At 69.3% G+C, this 16,033-nt stretch carries 10 protein-coding genes; 6 read left to right on the plus strand and 4 right to left on the minus strand.

What is annotated here, in order from left to right:
• Positions 1-9: 9 nt before the first annotated feature.
• Complete coding sequence (gene ligD, locus AC1RQG_RS24380; protein ID WP_493135420.1) at positions 10-2,616, plus strand: DNA ligase D; 2,607 nt, start codon at positions 10-12, stop codon at positions 2,614-2,616.
• Here the strand turns inward: ligD and ku are convergent.
• Positions 2,613-3,581, minus strand: coding sequence for a non-homologous end joining protein Ku (gene ku, locus AC1RQG_RS24385; RefSeq protein WP_493135422.1), 969 nt, complete (start codon positions 3,579-3,581; stop codon positions 2,613-2,615). The genes ligD and ku overlap by 4 nt on opposite strands.
• 185 nt (positions 3,582-3,766) lie before the next feature.
• Between ku and AC1RQG_RS24390 the strand changes: the two genes are divergently transcribed.
• The 5 genes from AC1RQG_RS24390 to AC1RQG_RS24410 all read left to right on the plus strand — a co-directional run bounded on the left by AC1RQG_RS24390 (position 3,767) and on the right by AC1RQG_RS24410 (position 13,343).
• Positions 3,767-4,873, plus strand: a complete 1,107-nt coding sequence (locus tag AC1RQG_RS24390) for a diguanylate cyclase domain-containing protein (RefSeq protein ID WP_493135424.1) — start codon at positions 3,767-3,769, stop codon at positions 4,871-4,873.
• 123 nt (positions 4,874-4,996) lie between these two features.
• Positions 4,997-6,475 carry a GGDEF domain-containing protein gene (locus AC1RQG_RS24395; RefSeq protein WP_493135426.1) on the plus strand — a complete coding sequence of 493 codons (1,479 nt, stop codon included), beginning with the start codon at positions 4,997-4,999 and terminating at the stop codon, positions 6,473-6,475.
• Positions 6,476-6,612: 137 nt separating this feature from the next.
• Positions 6,613-9,156, plus strand: a complete 2,544-nt coding sequence (locus AC1RQG_RS24400) for an ATP-binding response regulator (protein WP_493135428.1) — start codon at positions 6,613-6,615, stop codon at positions 9,154-9,156.
• A 102-nt stretch (positions 9,157-9,258) separates the two neighbouring features.
• Complete coding sequence (locus AC1RQG_RS24405) at positions 9,259-11,451, plus strand: GGDEF/EAL domain-containing response regulator (RefSeq protein ID WP_493135430.1); 2,193 nt, start codon at positions 9,259-9,261, stop codon at positions 11,449-11,451.
• Between the two features lie 80 nt (positions 11,452-11,531).
• Positions 11,532-13,343: a DUF885 domain-containing protein gene (locus AC1RQG_RS24410; RefSeq protein WP_493135432.1), complete on the plus strand. Its 1,812-nt coding sequence runs from the start codon at positions 11,532-11,534 to the stop codon at positions 13,341-13,343.
• Between the two features lie 99 nt (positions 13,344-13,442).
• Here the strand turns inward: AC1RQG_RS24410 and AC1RQG_RS24415 are convergent, their stop codons facing one another.
• The 3 genes from AC1RQG_RS24415 to AC1RQG_RS24425 form a co-directional block, all read right to left on the minus strand.
• The gene (locus AC1RQG_RS24415) at positions 13,443-14,057 is read right to left on the minus strand and encodes a hypothetical protein (protein ID WP_493135434.1); all 615 of its coding nucleotides are present in this window, start codon (positions 14,055-14,057) and stop codon (positions 13,443-13,445) included.
• A gap of 146 nt (positions 14,058-14,203) precedes the next feature.
• Positions 14,204-14,701, minus strand: coding sequence for a TlpA family protein disulfide reductase (locus AC1RQG_RS24420; RefSeq protein ID WP_493135436.1), 498 nt, complete (start codon positions 14,699-14,701; stop codon positions 14,204-14,206).
• Positions 14,702-14,709: 8 nt separating this feature from the next.
• On the minus strand, positions 14,710-15,957 hold the full coding sequence (locus tag AC1RQG_RS24425; RefSeq protein WP_493135438.1) for a sialidase family protein: 1,248 nt from the start codon (positions 15,955-15,957) through the stop codon (positions 14,710-14,712).
• Positions 15,958-16,033 lie beyond the last annotated feature (76 nt).

The following is a 16,033-nucleotide window of genomic DNA, read 5'->3' on the forward strand; positions in this document are numbered from 1 at the left end:
CTGTCACGCATGGCTGATTCCTTGCATACCTACAAGTCGAAACGCGACTTCTCGCGGACGCCGGAACCGGCGCAGGGCGGGGAGGGCGGCGACGCGTTGTCGTTCGTGGTGCAGAAGCACTGGGCCAGCCATCTGCACTACGATTTCCGGCTGGAGCTCGACGGCGTGCTGAAGAGCTGGGCCGTCCCCAAGGGGCCCTGCTACGATCCGCACGTCAAGCGCATGGCGATCGAGGTGGAGGACCATCCGCTGGCCTACGGCGGCTTCGAGGGCACCATACCGGAGGGCGAATACGGCGCGGGCGAGGTGATCGTCTGGGACCGGGGCAGCTGGACGCCGCTCGGCGATCCCCATGCGGGCTACGCGAAGGGGCACCTGAGCTTCGCGCTGCACGGGCATAAACTGCGCGGCAAATGGGCGCTGGTGCGGATGCGGCGCGGCGAGCAGCGCCAGACCGCGTGGCTGCTGATCAAGGAACACGATGACTACGCGCGGTCCGAGGACGATTGCGACGTGGTGGCGCAACTGCCCGACAGCGTGCTCGCATCGCCGGCTGGCCACAAGCGCCGAAAGGGCGGGCGATCGGCGACGTCTTCGGCCGCCCATGCCGCCGCCGCGCTGCCGGACGGGCTGCCCGATGGCGCCCGCAAGGCGGCCTTGCCCGATAAGCTGGCGCCGCAACTGGCCACGCTGGTGGAGCAGCCGCCCGCCACGGCCGGCGACTGGCTCTTCGAGACGAAGTTCGACGGCTATCGGCTGCTGGCCAGGGTGGAGGGGGACGCGGTACGCCTCGTCACGCGCAGCGGCGCGGACTGGACGGCCAAACTCGGCCCGCTGCGCGCGGCCTTGCGCGACATGCACTTGCCGTCCGGCTGGTATGACGGTGAGATCGTCGTGCGCGATGCGCAAGGCCGGCCCGATTTCGGCCTGCTGCAGCAGGCGTTCGACGGCAAGCACACGGCCGACATCATCTACTACCTGTTCGATTTGCCGTTCTGCGGCGGGTATGACCTGCGGCACGCGTCGCTGGAGCGCCGGCGCGCGTTACTCGAAGCCGTGCTGGAGGCGGGCGGGCCATCGTCGCAAGTGCGGTTCAGCCCCGCGCTGGATGGGGCGCCCGGGCAGGTGGTGGACGCGGCCTGCCGGCTGGGCTTGGAGGGCATCGTCGGCAAGCGGCGTGACGCGCCTTATGTCTCGCGCCGCACGCGCGACTGGATCAAGCTCAAATGCGGCCAGCGCCAGGAGTTCGTGGTGGGCGGCTATACCGATCCGCAGGGCTCGCGCAGCGGCTTCGGCTCATTGCTGCTGGGCGTGTACGACGAGCAGGGCAAGCTGCACTATGCGGGCAACGTGGGCACGGGTTTCGATGCGGCCGAGCTGAAGAACCTGTCCGCACGCATGCGCAAGCTGGTCTCGGACGATAGTCCGTTCGTGTCGGCCGGGCGCATCGAGGGCAGGCCCCACTGGCTGCGTCCGGAACTGGTGGCCGAGGTGAGCTTCGGCGAGTGGACGCGCGACGGTTCGCTGCGGCATGCCGTGTTCCACGGCCTGCGCGCGGACAAGCCGGCGCGCGCCATCCGTCGCGAGGATGTGCGGCGGCTGGCGCCCGGCCGTGGCAGTGCCGGCGCCAGCACCAGCGCCAGCACCAGCACCAGCACCAGCGCCGCTGCGCGCATGGCCGCGCCCGATCCGCCCGCCGTCGCCAGCAAGCTGCCGGGGCGGCTGCACGTGACCCATCCCGAGCGCGTGGTCGACCGGCTGAGCGGCGTCACCAAGCTGGCGCTGGTGCGCTACTACGCCCAGGTGGGGGCGCTGATGCAGCCGCACCTGCGCGAGCGGCCGGTGGCGCTGCTGCGGGCACCCGATGGCGTGGGCGGCGAGGTGTTCTTCCAGAAGCACGCCGGCGGCCGCCTGCCCGGCGTGCATGAGCTGGACCGGGCGCTGGACCCGGACCATCCGCCCATGCTCACCATCGCCGGCACGGCCGGCCTGCTGTCGGTGGCGCAGTGGAACGTGGTGGAGATCCATACCCAGAACGCGCTGGCCCGGGCCTACGAGCGGCCCAACCGGCTGGTGTTCGACCTTGATCCCGGCGAGGGCGTGGCCTGGCCGCAGGTGCGGGAGGCTGCGCTGCTGGTGCGCGGCATGCTCGATGAGCTGGGGTTGGCGGCCTTCCTCAAGACCAGCGGCGGCAAAGGCCTGCACGTGGTGGTGCCGCTGCGCGCCCACTACGGCTGGGACGATGTGAAAGGATTCTCGCAGGCCGTGGTGGCCCACATGGCGCGCCTGATCCCGGAACGTTTCACAGCCAAGAGCGGCGGACGGAACCGGGTCGGCCGCATCTACATCGACTATCTGCGCAACGGGCGCGGCGCCACCACGGTGTGCGCATGGTCGGCGCGGGCGCGGCCGGGGCTCGGTATTTCCGTCCCGGTGACGTGGGAGGAGCTGGACCAGCTCGACGGCGGCGACCACTGGACCGTGCAAACCGTCGAGCGCAGGCTCGATGTGGGCAATGCGCCGTGGAAGGCGTACGCGCATAGCGCGCGCGGCCTGGCGGGGCCGATGCGCCGACTCGGTTATGTCCCCGAGGGCAAGGAGAGCGAGGAGGATTAGGCGCGCCGGGCGCTGCTTGTCGTGCTTGCATGCCCTGTCGCGCGTTTGGCCCTGCCACTGCCTTTGCGCGGCGTGCCGGCGGGGCGCGCGTTGGCGCCCTTGCGCACGGTGGTGGCCTTGTGCGTGCCGCCCGCGTCCTCGTCGTCGTGCGCCCTGGCGCGCTTGCCGCCACCCTCGTTGCCGCGCAGGCTGCGCTGGAGCAGTTCCACCAGGTCCACCACGTTGCCGGTGTCGCGCTCGCGGGCCGCGCGCGCCGGTTTGGTGATGGCGTGGGTCTTGCCCGCCTTGACCTTCTTCTCGATCAGCGCCATCAGGTCGTCGCGGTAGCTGTCGTGGTATTGCTGCGGACGCCATGGCTCGGCCATGCCCTCCACCAGTTCCAGCGCCATGGCCAGCTCTTTCGGTTTGAGCTCGCCGGCGCGGGTGGACGGCAGGTCGAGGCCGTCCGTATCGAGTATCTCGGCCGGATAGCGCAGGGTGTCGAGCACGATGACGTCGTCCAGGCAGGCCAGCGCGCACAGGTGCTGGCGGGTGCGGATCACCACCGTGGCCACGCCCACCTTGCCCGACTTGCGCAGCGTCTCGCGCAGCAGCGCGTACACGCGCGCGCCGCCGCGCGCGGGGGCCAGGTAATAGGCTTGCTCGTAATAGGTGAGGGGGATGTCCGCGGCGGCGGCGAACGACAGGATCTCGATGGTCTGGGTGGCCGCCACGTTGGCGCGGCGCAGATCCTCGTCCGTCAGCACGACGTATGCGTCGTCCTCGTACTCGTAACCCTTGACGATGTCGTCCCACGTCACTTCCTCGCCGCTGCGCTTGTTGTAGCGGCGGTAGCCGACGGGGGCGAAATCGCGCCGGTCCAGCATGGTGAGGTTCAGTTCGTCCGGGCGCACGGCCGTGTGCAGTTCGACCGGGATGTGCACCAGCCCGAAACTGATAGCGCCTTTCCATAGAGCACGTGCCATGCCGCGTCCCTCCTGGCGACCATGATGGCGGCGGCGCGGGCGGCGAACCGTGCGCTGGTTCACACTATCGCCTGTTTTTGGCGTTGTGTGACAATTGGATAGAATTATGGCGCCCGCGCTGGCTCACAATTTGAAAGTTACAGTCAGTTATCCATCCGTTGCGTCCGGTGCGACAAAAATGTGGTATGGAACCGATCGGCCCCGATAATGCGGCGTTGCCGCAGCGCCTGCTCCGCGACAAGTTCGTCGACCGGATGTGGATCTGCGTGTGCAGCTACTGCGTGGTGGTGATACCGTTGGTACTATGGCGCGAAATGACGCTCGGCGGCGGCCTGGCGCGCATGGTGCCCGTCACCGTGCTGTCGGTGCTGGCCATCGTCGTCACCCCGTTCCGCCATCGGCTGCCCCAGGTGGTGCGGCAGGGCATGCCGCCCGCGCTGCTGGCGCTGGGCGGGCTGGCCGGGTTGTATTCCTACGGGTTGCAGGGCAGCGGCATGATCGCCGTGATCTTCGGCAGCGTGTGCGCGATCACGGTCGCGCCGCTGCGCGTGGGCGTGGCCGCCGTGTCCCTGATCTGGCTGGCCGTGATCGTGATCGCGGCCGGCTACCTGCGCGGCGCGCTGCAGGCGCCATTCGGGGCCGAGTTCGCCGGCAGCGCCGTGAACTGGGTCGGCACCGTCACCACCACGGTGCTGCTGACCGTCTACCTGTCGGGCGCCATCGCCGACTACCAGCGCTCGACCGGCTTGCTGCTGCGCAAGGTCGAGCGCCAGCGCGACCAGATCGCGGCCCTGGCCAACCACGACGAACTGACGGGCCTGCCGTCGCTGCGGCTGGCGCGCGACCGGCTCGACATGGCGTGCAGCCAGGCCTTGCGCACCCACACCCGGGCCGCCGTGCTGTTCATCGACCTCGATGGCTTCAAGGCCGCCAACGACAGCTGCGGCCACCTGGCGGGCGACCTCGCGCTGCGCGTGGTGGCCCGGCGCCTGCTCGACGCCGTGCGCACGACGGACACGGCGGCCCGCATCGGCGGCGACGAGTTCCTCGTCATCCTGAACGGGGTGGAGGCGGAGGCCGTCGCCATCCGCGCGGCGCAGAAGATCATCGCCGCCATCGCCGAGCCCATCGTCTACCAGGAGCGCCGCCTGCACATCGGCGCCAGCGTCGGCATCTCGTTCTTCCCCGACCATGGCGAGACCAGCGACACGCTGCTCGACCATGCCGACCAGGCCATGTACCGCGTCAAGCGCACCGGCAAGAACGACTACGCCGTGTTCCACGACGGCTGAGCCGTCCGGCGTGTCGAAATATAAAGAGTCTGTGCCACAAATAATATTGCTAATTATGAACTTTATGGCACACTGTTAGGATGGCGATTCTTATAAATACAATGACAGTGGGGAGCGAGTGTGATGGCCGATATTGACAGCCGCAAGGACATCGTTGGGGTGTTTCTGACCGCAACCGGCGAGCGGCGCGCCGAATTCCAGGCTTGCTGCGGCGAGCAATTCTCGCGCTTATTGCTCGTTGATAATATCGACGCCGCCACTGTTGCGGTGGGGCGACAGAAAGTCGACTTGCTGGTGCTGGACCTGAGCGGCTATTCCACCATGGGCGAGATGGGGGGCATCGGCGCCCTGATCCGCAGCCGCGCCGGCGCGCCCACCCTGGTGCTGTGCCCGTACGTGAGCAGCGCGTGGATACCGGAGCTGATGGCCTGCGGCCCGCTGCAGTACCGGATCTGCCCGATGCTCGACGACGAGATGCGGATGGCGGTGGAGCAGTGCCTGAGCACCTCGCTCAATCCGGCCGCCGCCGCCCAGCAGACCCTGCTCGACAAGGAGAAGGAGTTGCGCGACCTGCTGACCATCCAGCGCAGCCTGCAGCGGGCGCTGAGCAGCGTGGACGACATCGCCACCATGGCGGCCCAGGTGTGCCTGGCGCTGTGCAGCTTCCCCGGCGTGCGCCACACGTCGCTGCTGCACATGAAGGAGCGCGGCGATCTGCAGCTGGTGGCCCAGGAGTCGCGCAACCACCTGGACCTGAGCCGGCTGCTGGAGCGGCGCGACCGCCTGCTGCAGGCGCCGCTGAGCGACATCTTCCCGCCGCTGCTGGCCGTCAGCGGCGGCGAACTGGTGCTGCTGGACGCGCCGGAGAAGGCGGGCGACCCGGAGCTGGCGCTCAGCCTGCACGACCGCGAGGTGCGCATGGTGCTGGCGCTGCCGCTGCGCAGCGAGGCCGGCGGCCCGGTGCAGGGCGCGGTGTGCCTGATGTTCGACCGCCACATCCAGTTCTCGCGCGAGCAGTTCGCCTGCTTCACCAGCCTGGCCCAGTTCATCAGCTTCGGCCTCGGCATGAGCGAGCTCAAACACCAGAACGACGCGCTGGCCGGCCAGCTGCTGCAGATCAGCACCATCGACGCGCTGACGGGCGCCGTCAACCGCCGCCGCGGCGAGGACATCCTGGAGACCGAGATCCGGCGCGCCCGCCGCTACGCCCTGCCGCTGGCCTTGATCACCTTCGACATCGACAACTTCCGCTCCGTGAACGATTTATACGGTTATCCGATCGGCGACCAGGCGCTGCGCATCGTGGCCGAGACGGTGCTGGCGCGCCTGCGCGGCTCGGACACGCTGGCGCGCATGCGCGGCGAGGAGTTCATGGTGGTGGCCACCCACACCTGCGCCATCGACGCGCTCAAGCTGGCCGAGAAGCTGCGCGAGACCATCGCCGAGACCAGCCTGCCCGGCTGCCAGATGGTCACCATCAGCCTGGCCGTGGCCCAGGTGGGGCTGGACGAGGGCGCCATCTCCGTGCTCGACCGGCTCGACGCGGCCCTGCACCGCGCCAAGCGCGCCGGGCGCAACTGCGTGGAACTGGCGATGCAGTGAGGGCCGGGGCTTGCCGGCGGCGCCCCGTAATCATGCCGCAAGGCAACAAATTGTTGCGCTCGACGCCCGATCGCCCCTATGATGGGGCGGTGCGCGAGATGATCTTCTTGCACTTTTTATAATCCGGGGTTCTTACGATGGTGCGCAAGTGGGTCAGCCGTACAGGACGCGCGTCGATCGCGTGGTTCGTCAGCGTGGCGATGACGGCCGTGGTCACGGTGGTGCTGGTGGCGTTCGCGTGGTATTTCTACCAGGCCGAGAAGGCCCAGCGCCGCGGCCAGTTGCACCAGACGGTGGCCACCAGCGCCGATGAGCTGTCGGCCGCCGTGGCGCTGCCGGCCTGGAACTTCGACGAGAACCAGATCCTCACCATCATGAAGAGCGGCTTGAGCAACCGCGACCTGTACGCGAGCGCCGTGGTGCCGGTGGCCAGCAGCCATCCCTACATCCTGCTGCGCGGCCCGGACGGCCAGTTGCGGGCGGCCGACAGCCTGCCGGCCCAGCCCGACCAGCTGGTCGAGACGCGGCCCATCACGGCCAACGGCCAGAACATCGGCACCATCAGCGTGTACGCCACGCCGGCGCTGATGCTCGAGCAGCTGCGCCAGCGCCTGGTCACCATCGTCGGCATGATCGTGGTGCTGGACGCGACGCTCGTGTTCAGCCTGTACCTGCTGCTGTGGAACCTGATCCTCAAGCCCCTGAGCGCGATCGGGCGCTACGCCGTCAACGTCAAGGCCGGCATGAATCCGGGCGCCGCGCCGCCCAGCGACTGGTTCTTCGGTGAGCTCGACACCCTGAACGCCGCCATCCGCGACATGGTGACGCTGCTCGAGCGCCGCTACGTGGCCATGCACGCGTCCGAGGAGCGGCTGCAGATCGCCAGCAGCGCGGCCGCCATCGGCATCTGGGACTGGAACATCCTGAGCGGCGACGTGGTGTGGGACGAGCAGATGTTCCGCCTGCACGGCATGGAGGACGGCAGGGGCGGGCGCGACATGGCGCAGTGGGTGGCCATGCTGCACCCGGACGACGCGCTGCCGGTGCAGGCGCTGCTGGACCAGGCCTTGCAGGGCAACGGCGAGTTCGACGCCGAATTCCGCATCGTGTGGCCCGACGGCAGCGTGCACCACATCAAGGGCGACGCCATGATCTTCCGCGACGGCGAGGGGCGGCCGGCGCGCATGGTGGGCGTCAACTACGACATCACGGCCCACAAGGTGGCCCAGCAGGAGCTGCGGCGCCACCGCATCCACCTCGAGGAGCTGGTGGCCGAGCGCACCGAGGCGCTGTCGGTGGCCGTGCTGCAGGCGCAGGCGGCCAACCAGGCCAAGAGCACCTTCCTGGCCAACATGAGCCACGAGCTGCGCACGCCGCTGCACTCGGTGATCGGCTTCTCGCGCCTGATGGCCGACTCCACCCACATGCTGCCCGAGGAGAAGCGCAACCTAGCCATCATCCACCGCTCGGGCCAGCACCTGCTCACGCTGATCAACGACATCCTCGAGCTGTCCAAGATCGAGGCCGGGCGCGCCGTGCTGCAGACGGAGGTGCTCAACCCGCAGGACATGCTGCAGGAGGTGATGGACATGGTCAGCATGCGGGCCGGCCAGAGCGGCGTGGCGCTGGTGCTCGACAGCGCCGGCCTGCCGGCGGCGGCCCGGGTGGACGGCACCAAGCTGCGCCAGGTGCTGCTGAACCTGATGTCGAACGCGGTCAAGTTCACCACCGAGGGCAAGGTCACGCTGCGCGCGCGCGGGGTGGCGCGCGGCGAGCGCTGCGAACTGAGCTTCGCCGTGATCGACACGGGGCCGGGCATCGCCGAGGCCGACCAGGCCCGCATCTTCGAGCCGTTCATCCAGGCCGACGGCCCCGGCGCCAAGGAAGGCACGGGCCTGGGCCTGACCATCTCGCGCGAATTCGTGCAGCTGATGGGCGGCGCCCTGACGGTGCAGTCGGCGCCCGGCGCCGGCGCCACGTTCCAGTTCACGGTGGCGACCCAGCTGGCCGCCTGCGCCCCGGCGCTGGCGGCGCCGGCCGAGGTGGCCGGCCTGGCCGAGGGCCAGCAGGGCCGCCGCATCCTGGTGGTGGACGACGACGGGGACGGCCGCGCCTTGTTGCTGCGCCTGCTCGAGCCGCTGGACTTCGAGGTGCGCACGGCGGCCGGCGGCGAGGAGGCCGTGGCCGTCGCCGCCGCCTGGCGGCCGGAGCTGGTGTTCATGGACTGGCGCATGCCGGGCATGGACGGACTGGCGGCCACGCGCGCGATCCGGGCCGCGGCGACGCCCGGCCAGCCGCGCGTCGTGATGCTGTCGGCGTCCGTCTATGTGGACGAGTATGATGCGGCGCTGACGGCCGGCGCCGATGAGTTCATCCGCAAGCCGCTGGACCAGGAGCAGCTGTACCTGGTGCTGGAGCGGCAACTGGGGCTGCGCTTCGTGCGCCATCCGACCAGCGCGCCGCTGTCGCGCGCGGACGTGGCCTGCCTGTCGCCGCAGTTGCGGGCCACGCTGCGGGCCGCCGTGCAGGAACTGAACATGGTGCGGGTGGCCCAGCTGCTGCGGCCACTGGCGCCGGAACTGGGCGCCGTGGTGGAGCGCATCGAGCGCATGGTGAGCCAGCACCAGTATCCGCAGTTGTGCGAACTGCTGGACGGGGAGGGGCCGGCGGCGCCGGCGTGAACCCGCGGGGCGGGGTGGTGGTATATGATAGGGGGCTGCCGGGCGATCCCGCGGGGGCCGGGCACTGAATCGCGTAGAAAGAGTTTTTGCATGCACGGGGAAATGGCGGAACAACACACCAAGGGCGAAGTGCTGATCGTGGAAGACACGCCGGCCTCGCTCAAACTGCTCAGCGACCTGTTGACCGAGGCCGGCTATTACGTGCGCCAGGCGCCCAACGGCGAGCTGGCCCTGTGGACGGCCCAGTCGCGCCCGCCCGAGCTGATCCTGCTCGACATCCGCATGCCCGGCATCGACGGCTTCGAGGTGTGCCGCCGCCTGAAGGCGTCGCCCGAGCTGCGCCACGTGCCCGTGATCTTCCTGTCGGCCCAGCACGACACCGACGACAAGGTGCGCGGCTTCGCGCTGGGCGCCGTGGACTTCATCGCCAAGCCGTTCCAGGCCGAGGAGATCCTGGCCCGCACCGACGCCCACGTGCGCCTGGCGCGCACCCAGAAGGCGCTGGCCGACGAGCGGGCGCTGCTCGAACAGCGGGTCGGCGAGCGCACGGCGGAACTGGCCAAGCTGGCCGAGTCGCTGGAGCAGGAGGTGCGCCAGCGCCGCGCCAACGAGGAATTCCTGCGGCTGGCCAGCCAGGTGTTCGAGGCCACCCAGGACGCCATCGTGATCACCGACGACCAGGGCGACATCCTGGCCACCAATCCCGCCTTCACCCGCATCTCCGGCTACGGCGCCAAGGAGGTGGTGGGGCGCGGCGTGGCCATGCTGCACGCGGGCGGCCCGGACTCGCCCGGCTTCCAGGCCCTGACCCGGTCGCTGACGGCGGCCGGCCACTGGTCGGGCGAGATCATGGCGCGCCGCAAGAACGGCAACACCTATCCGGGCCTGCTCAGCATTTCCGTGGTCAAGGACGAGGAGGGCAAGCTGCTCAACGTGGTGGCCGTGTTCATGGACCTCACCGAGCGCAAGGCCGAGCAGCACCTGATCGACTTCCTGTCCAACCACGACGCCCTGACCGGGCTGCCCAACCGCCTGCTGGCGCGCCAGCGCTTCGAGCACCTGCAGGGCGCGGCCAGGCGCGAGGGCCAGTGCGTGACGGTGATGTGCCTCGACCTGGACCGCTTCAAGAGCGTCAACGACACCTACGGCCCGCAGATGGGCGACAAGGCGCTGCAGGCCGTGGCCCGCTTCCTCAACGACACGGTGCGCGAGGGCGACACGGTGACGCGCCAGGGCGGCGACGAATTCCAGATCATCCTGCAGGACGACACCAAGTGCGGCGGCACCCTGCTGCTGGCCCAGCGCATCCTGGCCGGGCTGCGCACGGAGCTGGTGATCGACGGCCATCCGATCTCGCTCACATCCAGCATCGGCGTGGCCGTCAGCCCCACCGACGGCGACAGCCTCGACGAGCTGGTGCGCAACGCCGACACGGCCCTGTACCGCGCCAAGGAGACCGGCCGCGACAACTACGCCTTCTTCACCGAGCGCATGGACGCCGAGATCCGCGACAAGCTGGCGATCCAGGGCCAGCTGCGCGGCGCCATCGCGCGCGACGAGTTCGAGGTGCACTACCAGCCGCAGATCTGCCTGCGCACGGGCCAGATGGTGGGCGCCGAGGCGCTGCTGCGCTGGGACAACCCGGTGCTGGGCAAGGTGCCGCCCAACCGTTTCATCCCGCTGGCCGAGGAGTACGGCCTGGTCAACCCGATCGGCGAATGGGTGCTCGAGAGCGTGTGCGCCCAGATCAAGGTGTGGCGCGACCAGGGCCTGGGCCAGATCAAGGTGGCCGTCAACCTGTCGGCCGGCCAGTTCGGCCACGACAGCACGGTGCCGTTCGTGGAGGGCACGCTGCGCCGCTTCGGCATCCCGCCGGCCTGCCTGGGGCTGGAGATCACGGAGGGCACGGTGATGGGCGACCCGGACAAGGCGGTGGCCGCGCTCAAGCGGCTCAAGGACATCGGCGTCTCCATCTCGCTCGACGACTTCGGCACCGGCTATTCGAGTCTCGGCTACCTGAAGCGCTTCCCGATCGACGTGCTCAAGATCGACAAATCGTTCGTCGACGACGTCACCACCAATCCCAACGACGCGGCCATCGCCCTGTCGGTGATCTCGCTGGCCCACAACCTGAACCTGCGCGTGATCGCGGAAGGCGTGGAGACGCGCGAGCAGGTCGAGTTCCTGGCCCAGCGCGGCTGCGACGAGATGCAGGGCTATTACTTCAGCCGCCCGGTCGGCGCCGAGGCGTTCACCACGCTGCTGCGCGAGAAGCGCTGCGTGCCGGACCTGTGACGCCGGACCTGTGTCACCGGTCTTGTGTCACCGGTCCCGCGATTGTTGTGTCCGCAATTAATTCATCGTCCTGGAGTGTCATGGAAAACAAGATCCGCGCCGCCGGCGCCCGCCGTTTGCCCGCCTGCCTGCTGGCCTGCCTGCTGGCCGGCGCCGGCCTGACCCAGCCCGTGGCGGCGGCCGGGGTGGCCGCCGCGCACCGGGCCGCCGGCCCCGCCGACGCCCGCTTCAAGGCCATCTACACGCAGGAGTGGAAATGGCGGCTGACCCAGCGCCTGGAGGACGACGAGGACGACGACAACGGCGTACGGCCCGACCTGCCGCATGTGGACCCGGCCACCCAGCAGGCGCGCCTGGCGTACTGGCAGAACGTGCTGAAACAACTGGACGGCGTCGCGCCGGCCCGGCTGTCGGCGCCCGAGCGCATCAACTACGCCGTGTACCGGGCGCAGATCGCGGCCCTGGTGGCCGGCCAGCGCTTCCGCGAATACGAAAAGCCGCTCAACGCCGACACCGCGTTCTGGTCCAACATGGCCGACGACGCACGCAAGCACTTCACCACGGAGCAGGAATACCGCGACTACCTCAAGCAGCTGGCCGACGTGCCGCGCTACTTCACCGAGGAAACGGCGAACATGCGAACCGGCCTGGCGCGCGGCTTCACGCCGCCCAGGGTCACGCTGGTGGGGCGCGACAGTTCGCTGACCTCCGTGACGCAGGCGGCCACGCCGCAGGACACCGTGTTCTACACGCCGTTCAAGGCCATGCCGGCCACCATCCCGGCCGCCACCCAGGAGCTGCTGCGGGCCGCCGCCGTGCAGGCCATCGGCACCGCCGTGCAGCCAGCCTACCGCGCGCTGCTCGACTTCATGCGCACCGAGTACGTGCCCAACGCGCGCGAGGCGCTGGCGGCCGAGAGCCTGCCGGACGGCAAGGCGTACTACCAGTCCAAGATCGTGGAATTCACCACCACCTCGCTGAGCGCGGAGCGGATCCACCAGATCGGCCTCGATGAAATGGCCAAGATCCGGGCCGAGATGGTGGCCACCATCGCGCAGACGGGCTTCAAGGGCGAGCTGCCGGCCTTCCTGCATTTCCTGCGCACCGACCCGCGCTTCTACGCCAGGACGCCGGAGGAGCTGCTGATGCGGGCGGCCTGGATCGCCAAGAAATTCGACGGCAAGGCCAGCCAGTATTTCGGCTACCTGCCACGGCGCCGCTTCGCCATCACGCCGGTGCCGGCCGACCAGGCGCCGTTCTACACCTCGGGCCGGGGCGGGCCGGGCGTGTATCTGGTCAACACCTACGATCTGCCGTCGCGCGCGCTCTACAGCCTGCCCGCGCTCACGCTGCACGAATCGGCGCCCGGCCACGCGTTCCAGATGCCGGTGGCGCTCGAGCAGCAGGGCTTGCCGCCGTTCCGCCGCGCCTACATCTCGGCCTACGGCGAGGGCTGGGCCCTGTATTCGGAACGGCTGGGCACCGAGATGGGCATCTACGACACGCCGTATGAAACCTTCGGCATGCTCAGCTACCAGGCGTGGCGGGCGGCGCGGCTGGTGGTGGACACGGGCATCCACGCCAAGGGCTGGACCCGCGCCCAGGCCCAGGCCTACCTGCACGACAACACGGCCTTGTCGGAACACGAGATCGAGACGGAAGTGGACCGCTACATTTCCTGGCCGGGCCAGGCGCTGTCCTACTATCTGGGCGAGATGGCCATCGTCAACGCGCGCAAAAAGGCCGAGGCGGCGTTGGGCGCGCGCTTCGATATCCGCCATTTCCACGACACGGTGCTGCAACTGGGCTCGGTGCCGCTGCCGGTGCTGGAGGCGCGCATCGACGCCTTCATCGCGGACGGCGGCAAGAGCCCGTATCCGCCGCAGCCGTGAAGCGGCGTTCCCGCGCAGGCGGGAATCCATGCTGCGCTATTAGTCACGCGACCTATGGGTTCCCGCCTACGCGGGAACGACAGTAATTTTTGGGCGCCATTAAATATGGCGCAGCGTGCCCAGCAGGCGGGCGCCCGCTTCGATCACGGCGCTCGCCGCGTCGGCCGTCATGTCGGCGCCATGGATGGCCGCATTGCAGTCGCGCAGCACGCCGTTCAGGATTTTGTCCTGATCCGGGTCCAGCAGGCGGGCCAATAGCAGCGCGTCCACCAGTTGATGGATGGGCGCATGACGGGCTTCCAGCGGCAGTTTGCGCACCTGCGCGATGCGCCGCAACTCGCCTTCGAGGTCGATGCGCAGCTTGGCCAGCGCCAGCGCCGGGTCTTCCTCCAGCAACTCGTCGGTGGACGGACCCCACAGCGTGGGACTCTGGCGCCGTTCGCGCCGCTCCGGCATGCCGTCGGTGGCACGCATCTGGCCCGGCGGGTTCAGGCGGCGGTCGTTGGACGGAAACTGCACCAGCGGCGCGTTGGCGCTGCTTTCGACGTTGCCGGCGAAGCTGGCCAGGGCCGCCATGGCCGCCAGACCCAGCAGCAGCATCGACGCCTGCTGCAAGCCTTGCTCCAGCGGCAGACGCATGGTGGACGTGAGTACGGCGGCGGCGAGGGCGGCCAGCAGGATGCCCAGCGCCAGTTTGATCCGATTTGTCTTCATTTCAACCTCCGGTGGGGCGGCACGCGCTCGTCGCCCGCTCTTTGCTTTATCTTAGTCCAGAATCGGCATAAAGACACGGCAAAGGCGGCGGCGACGCCTATGTTGAATGATTTTCCAGATAATGTTGGCGTCGCGGCAGTGTTGCCTCAGTCCGGTTTGCGTCCCGCCAGCCGTTCGATGGTGGCCGGCGTCAGCACGCCGGAATAGGGCGTGCGGCGGCCCTGGGCGTCGAACCAGTAGCTGCGCGGCATCTCGCCATGCCACTTGGGGTCGATCGCGTAGCGCAGCTGTTCGGCCGGCGCCGCGCCGTAGCCCCAGGCGTTGCCGGTCAGGGCCAGCTTGCGCAGCCGTTGCTCGACCAGCGCGTCCGTCTGCGGATCGCCCACACCGTCGGTCGACAGGGTGACGATGTCGAGCGCCGGGTGGCTGCGCTTCTGTTCGGCCAGCACGTTCAGGCTGGCCTGGCAGTACACGCAGTCGAGCGACCACAGGATCAGCACGAACGGCTTGCCCGCGTGCGCGCGCACGATCTGCGGCAGGCTGTCCGCTTCAAACGGGGCCACGGCCAGTTTCGTTTCGGCGGCCTGGGCGCCGGCCACGGCCCCCAGCCACATGGCCGTGGACAGCACGGCGGTTGTGATCATGCGTTTCATCATTGTTCCTCCAGTTTGACCGGCACCACCCGCACGCCTTCGGCCACGGTGCGCCAGACGAGCACGATGCCGTTGCGGCCCCGCAGCAGTTGCGGATGGTCCGACGCCTGCGCCGTGCTGGCCAGTGGCGTCTCGCGCCAGGTCTGGCCGGCATCGCGCGAGATGCGGCCCATGATGGCGGTGGCCTTGCCGTCGAACTGGCGCCATGCCAGCACGATGGTGCGGCCGTCGATGGCGATGGCGGCATGGTCGGCCTGGTCGGAGCCGAGTTTGACGGGGCTGCCCAGCGGCTTGCCCGGCGCCGCGCTGGCGTAATAGACGCCGCCATCCTCGCCCTTGACGGTGAACCAGGCCTGGTGGCGCGTGCCGTCGGCCGCGTAGGCCAGGGCCGGGCCCTGGTGCGGGCAGGCGTCCACGCGCCAGTCGTCGAAGGTGGCGCGGATGGGCGCGGCCACGGCGCCCGACGGCGTCAGTTCGGCCAGCGCGTGGTCGCGCACGTTGGGGGCGAACACGTGGCGCCACAGGGCCATGACCTTGCCGTCCGGGCCGGTGGCGAGCGCGATGCGGCAGCATTCGCAGCTATGGTCGGCCACCTTGTAGTCGCCGTGGAAGCTGGCGCCACGGTCGTCCGAGACGGCGTAGTAGATGGCCGCGCCGCGGTAGTCCTGCTGGCGCGCGCGGGCCTGTTCGAGGTCGCGCTTGTCGATCCAGGCCACGTAGATGCGGCCCTGCGGGTCGATGGTCATGGCGTCGAAGCGGTGGGTGATGATGGCGCGGTCGGCGTGCACGGTGACGGGGGCCGAGAAGGTAAGGCCGCCGTCGAGCGAGCGGATGAAGCGCACGTCGCCTGTGTAGGGCTTGGCCAGCGGCTTGCTGTAGCTGATGTAGAACTCGCCCTTGGGGCCGAACAGCAGTTTGGGGCGGCTTTCGCCATCGGCCGCGATGGCCTCCGGTTCGCTCAGGATGCGGGCCGGCGCCGACCAGTGGGCGCCGTCGTCGTCCGACTTGCGCAGCACCAGATACTGGGCCGTGCCATCGACCTCCTTGCTGACGGTCCAGATGGCGCCGCGCGCGTCGATGGCGGCGGCCGTGCCCAGTTCGGCCGATCGGGCGGCCTTCATCATGTGGCCCTGGGGCATGGCCTGGGCGTGGGCGGCGCTGCCGACACAGGCGCCAAGGGCGCCCAGCGCCAGCGCCGCCAGCGCGGTCCGGCCGCGCGCGGGGAGGGGGGGTAAGATGTGCTGCATGGCGTAGGTCTCGATTCTTCCGGCGGTGGTTGGAGGGAATTCGGGCAATGCCTGGATTCCCGCCTGCGCGGGAACG

It is taken from the genome of Rugamonas sp. GW822-FHT03B10 (assembly GCF_058801745.1).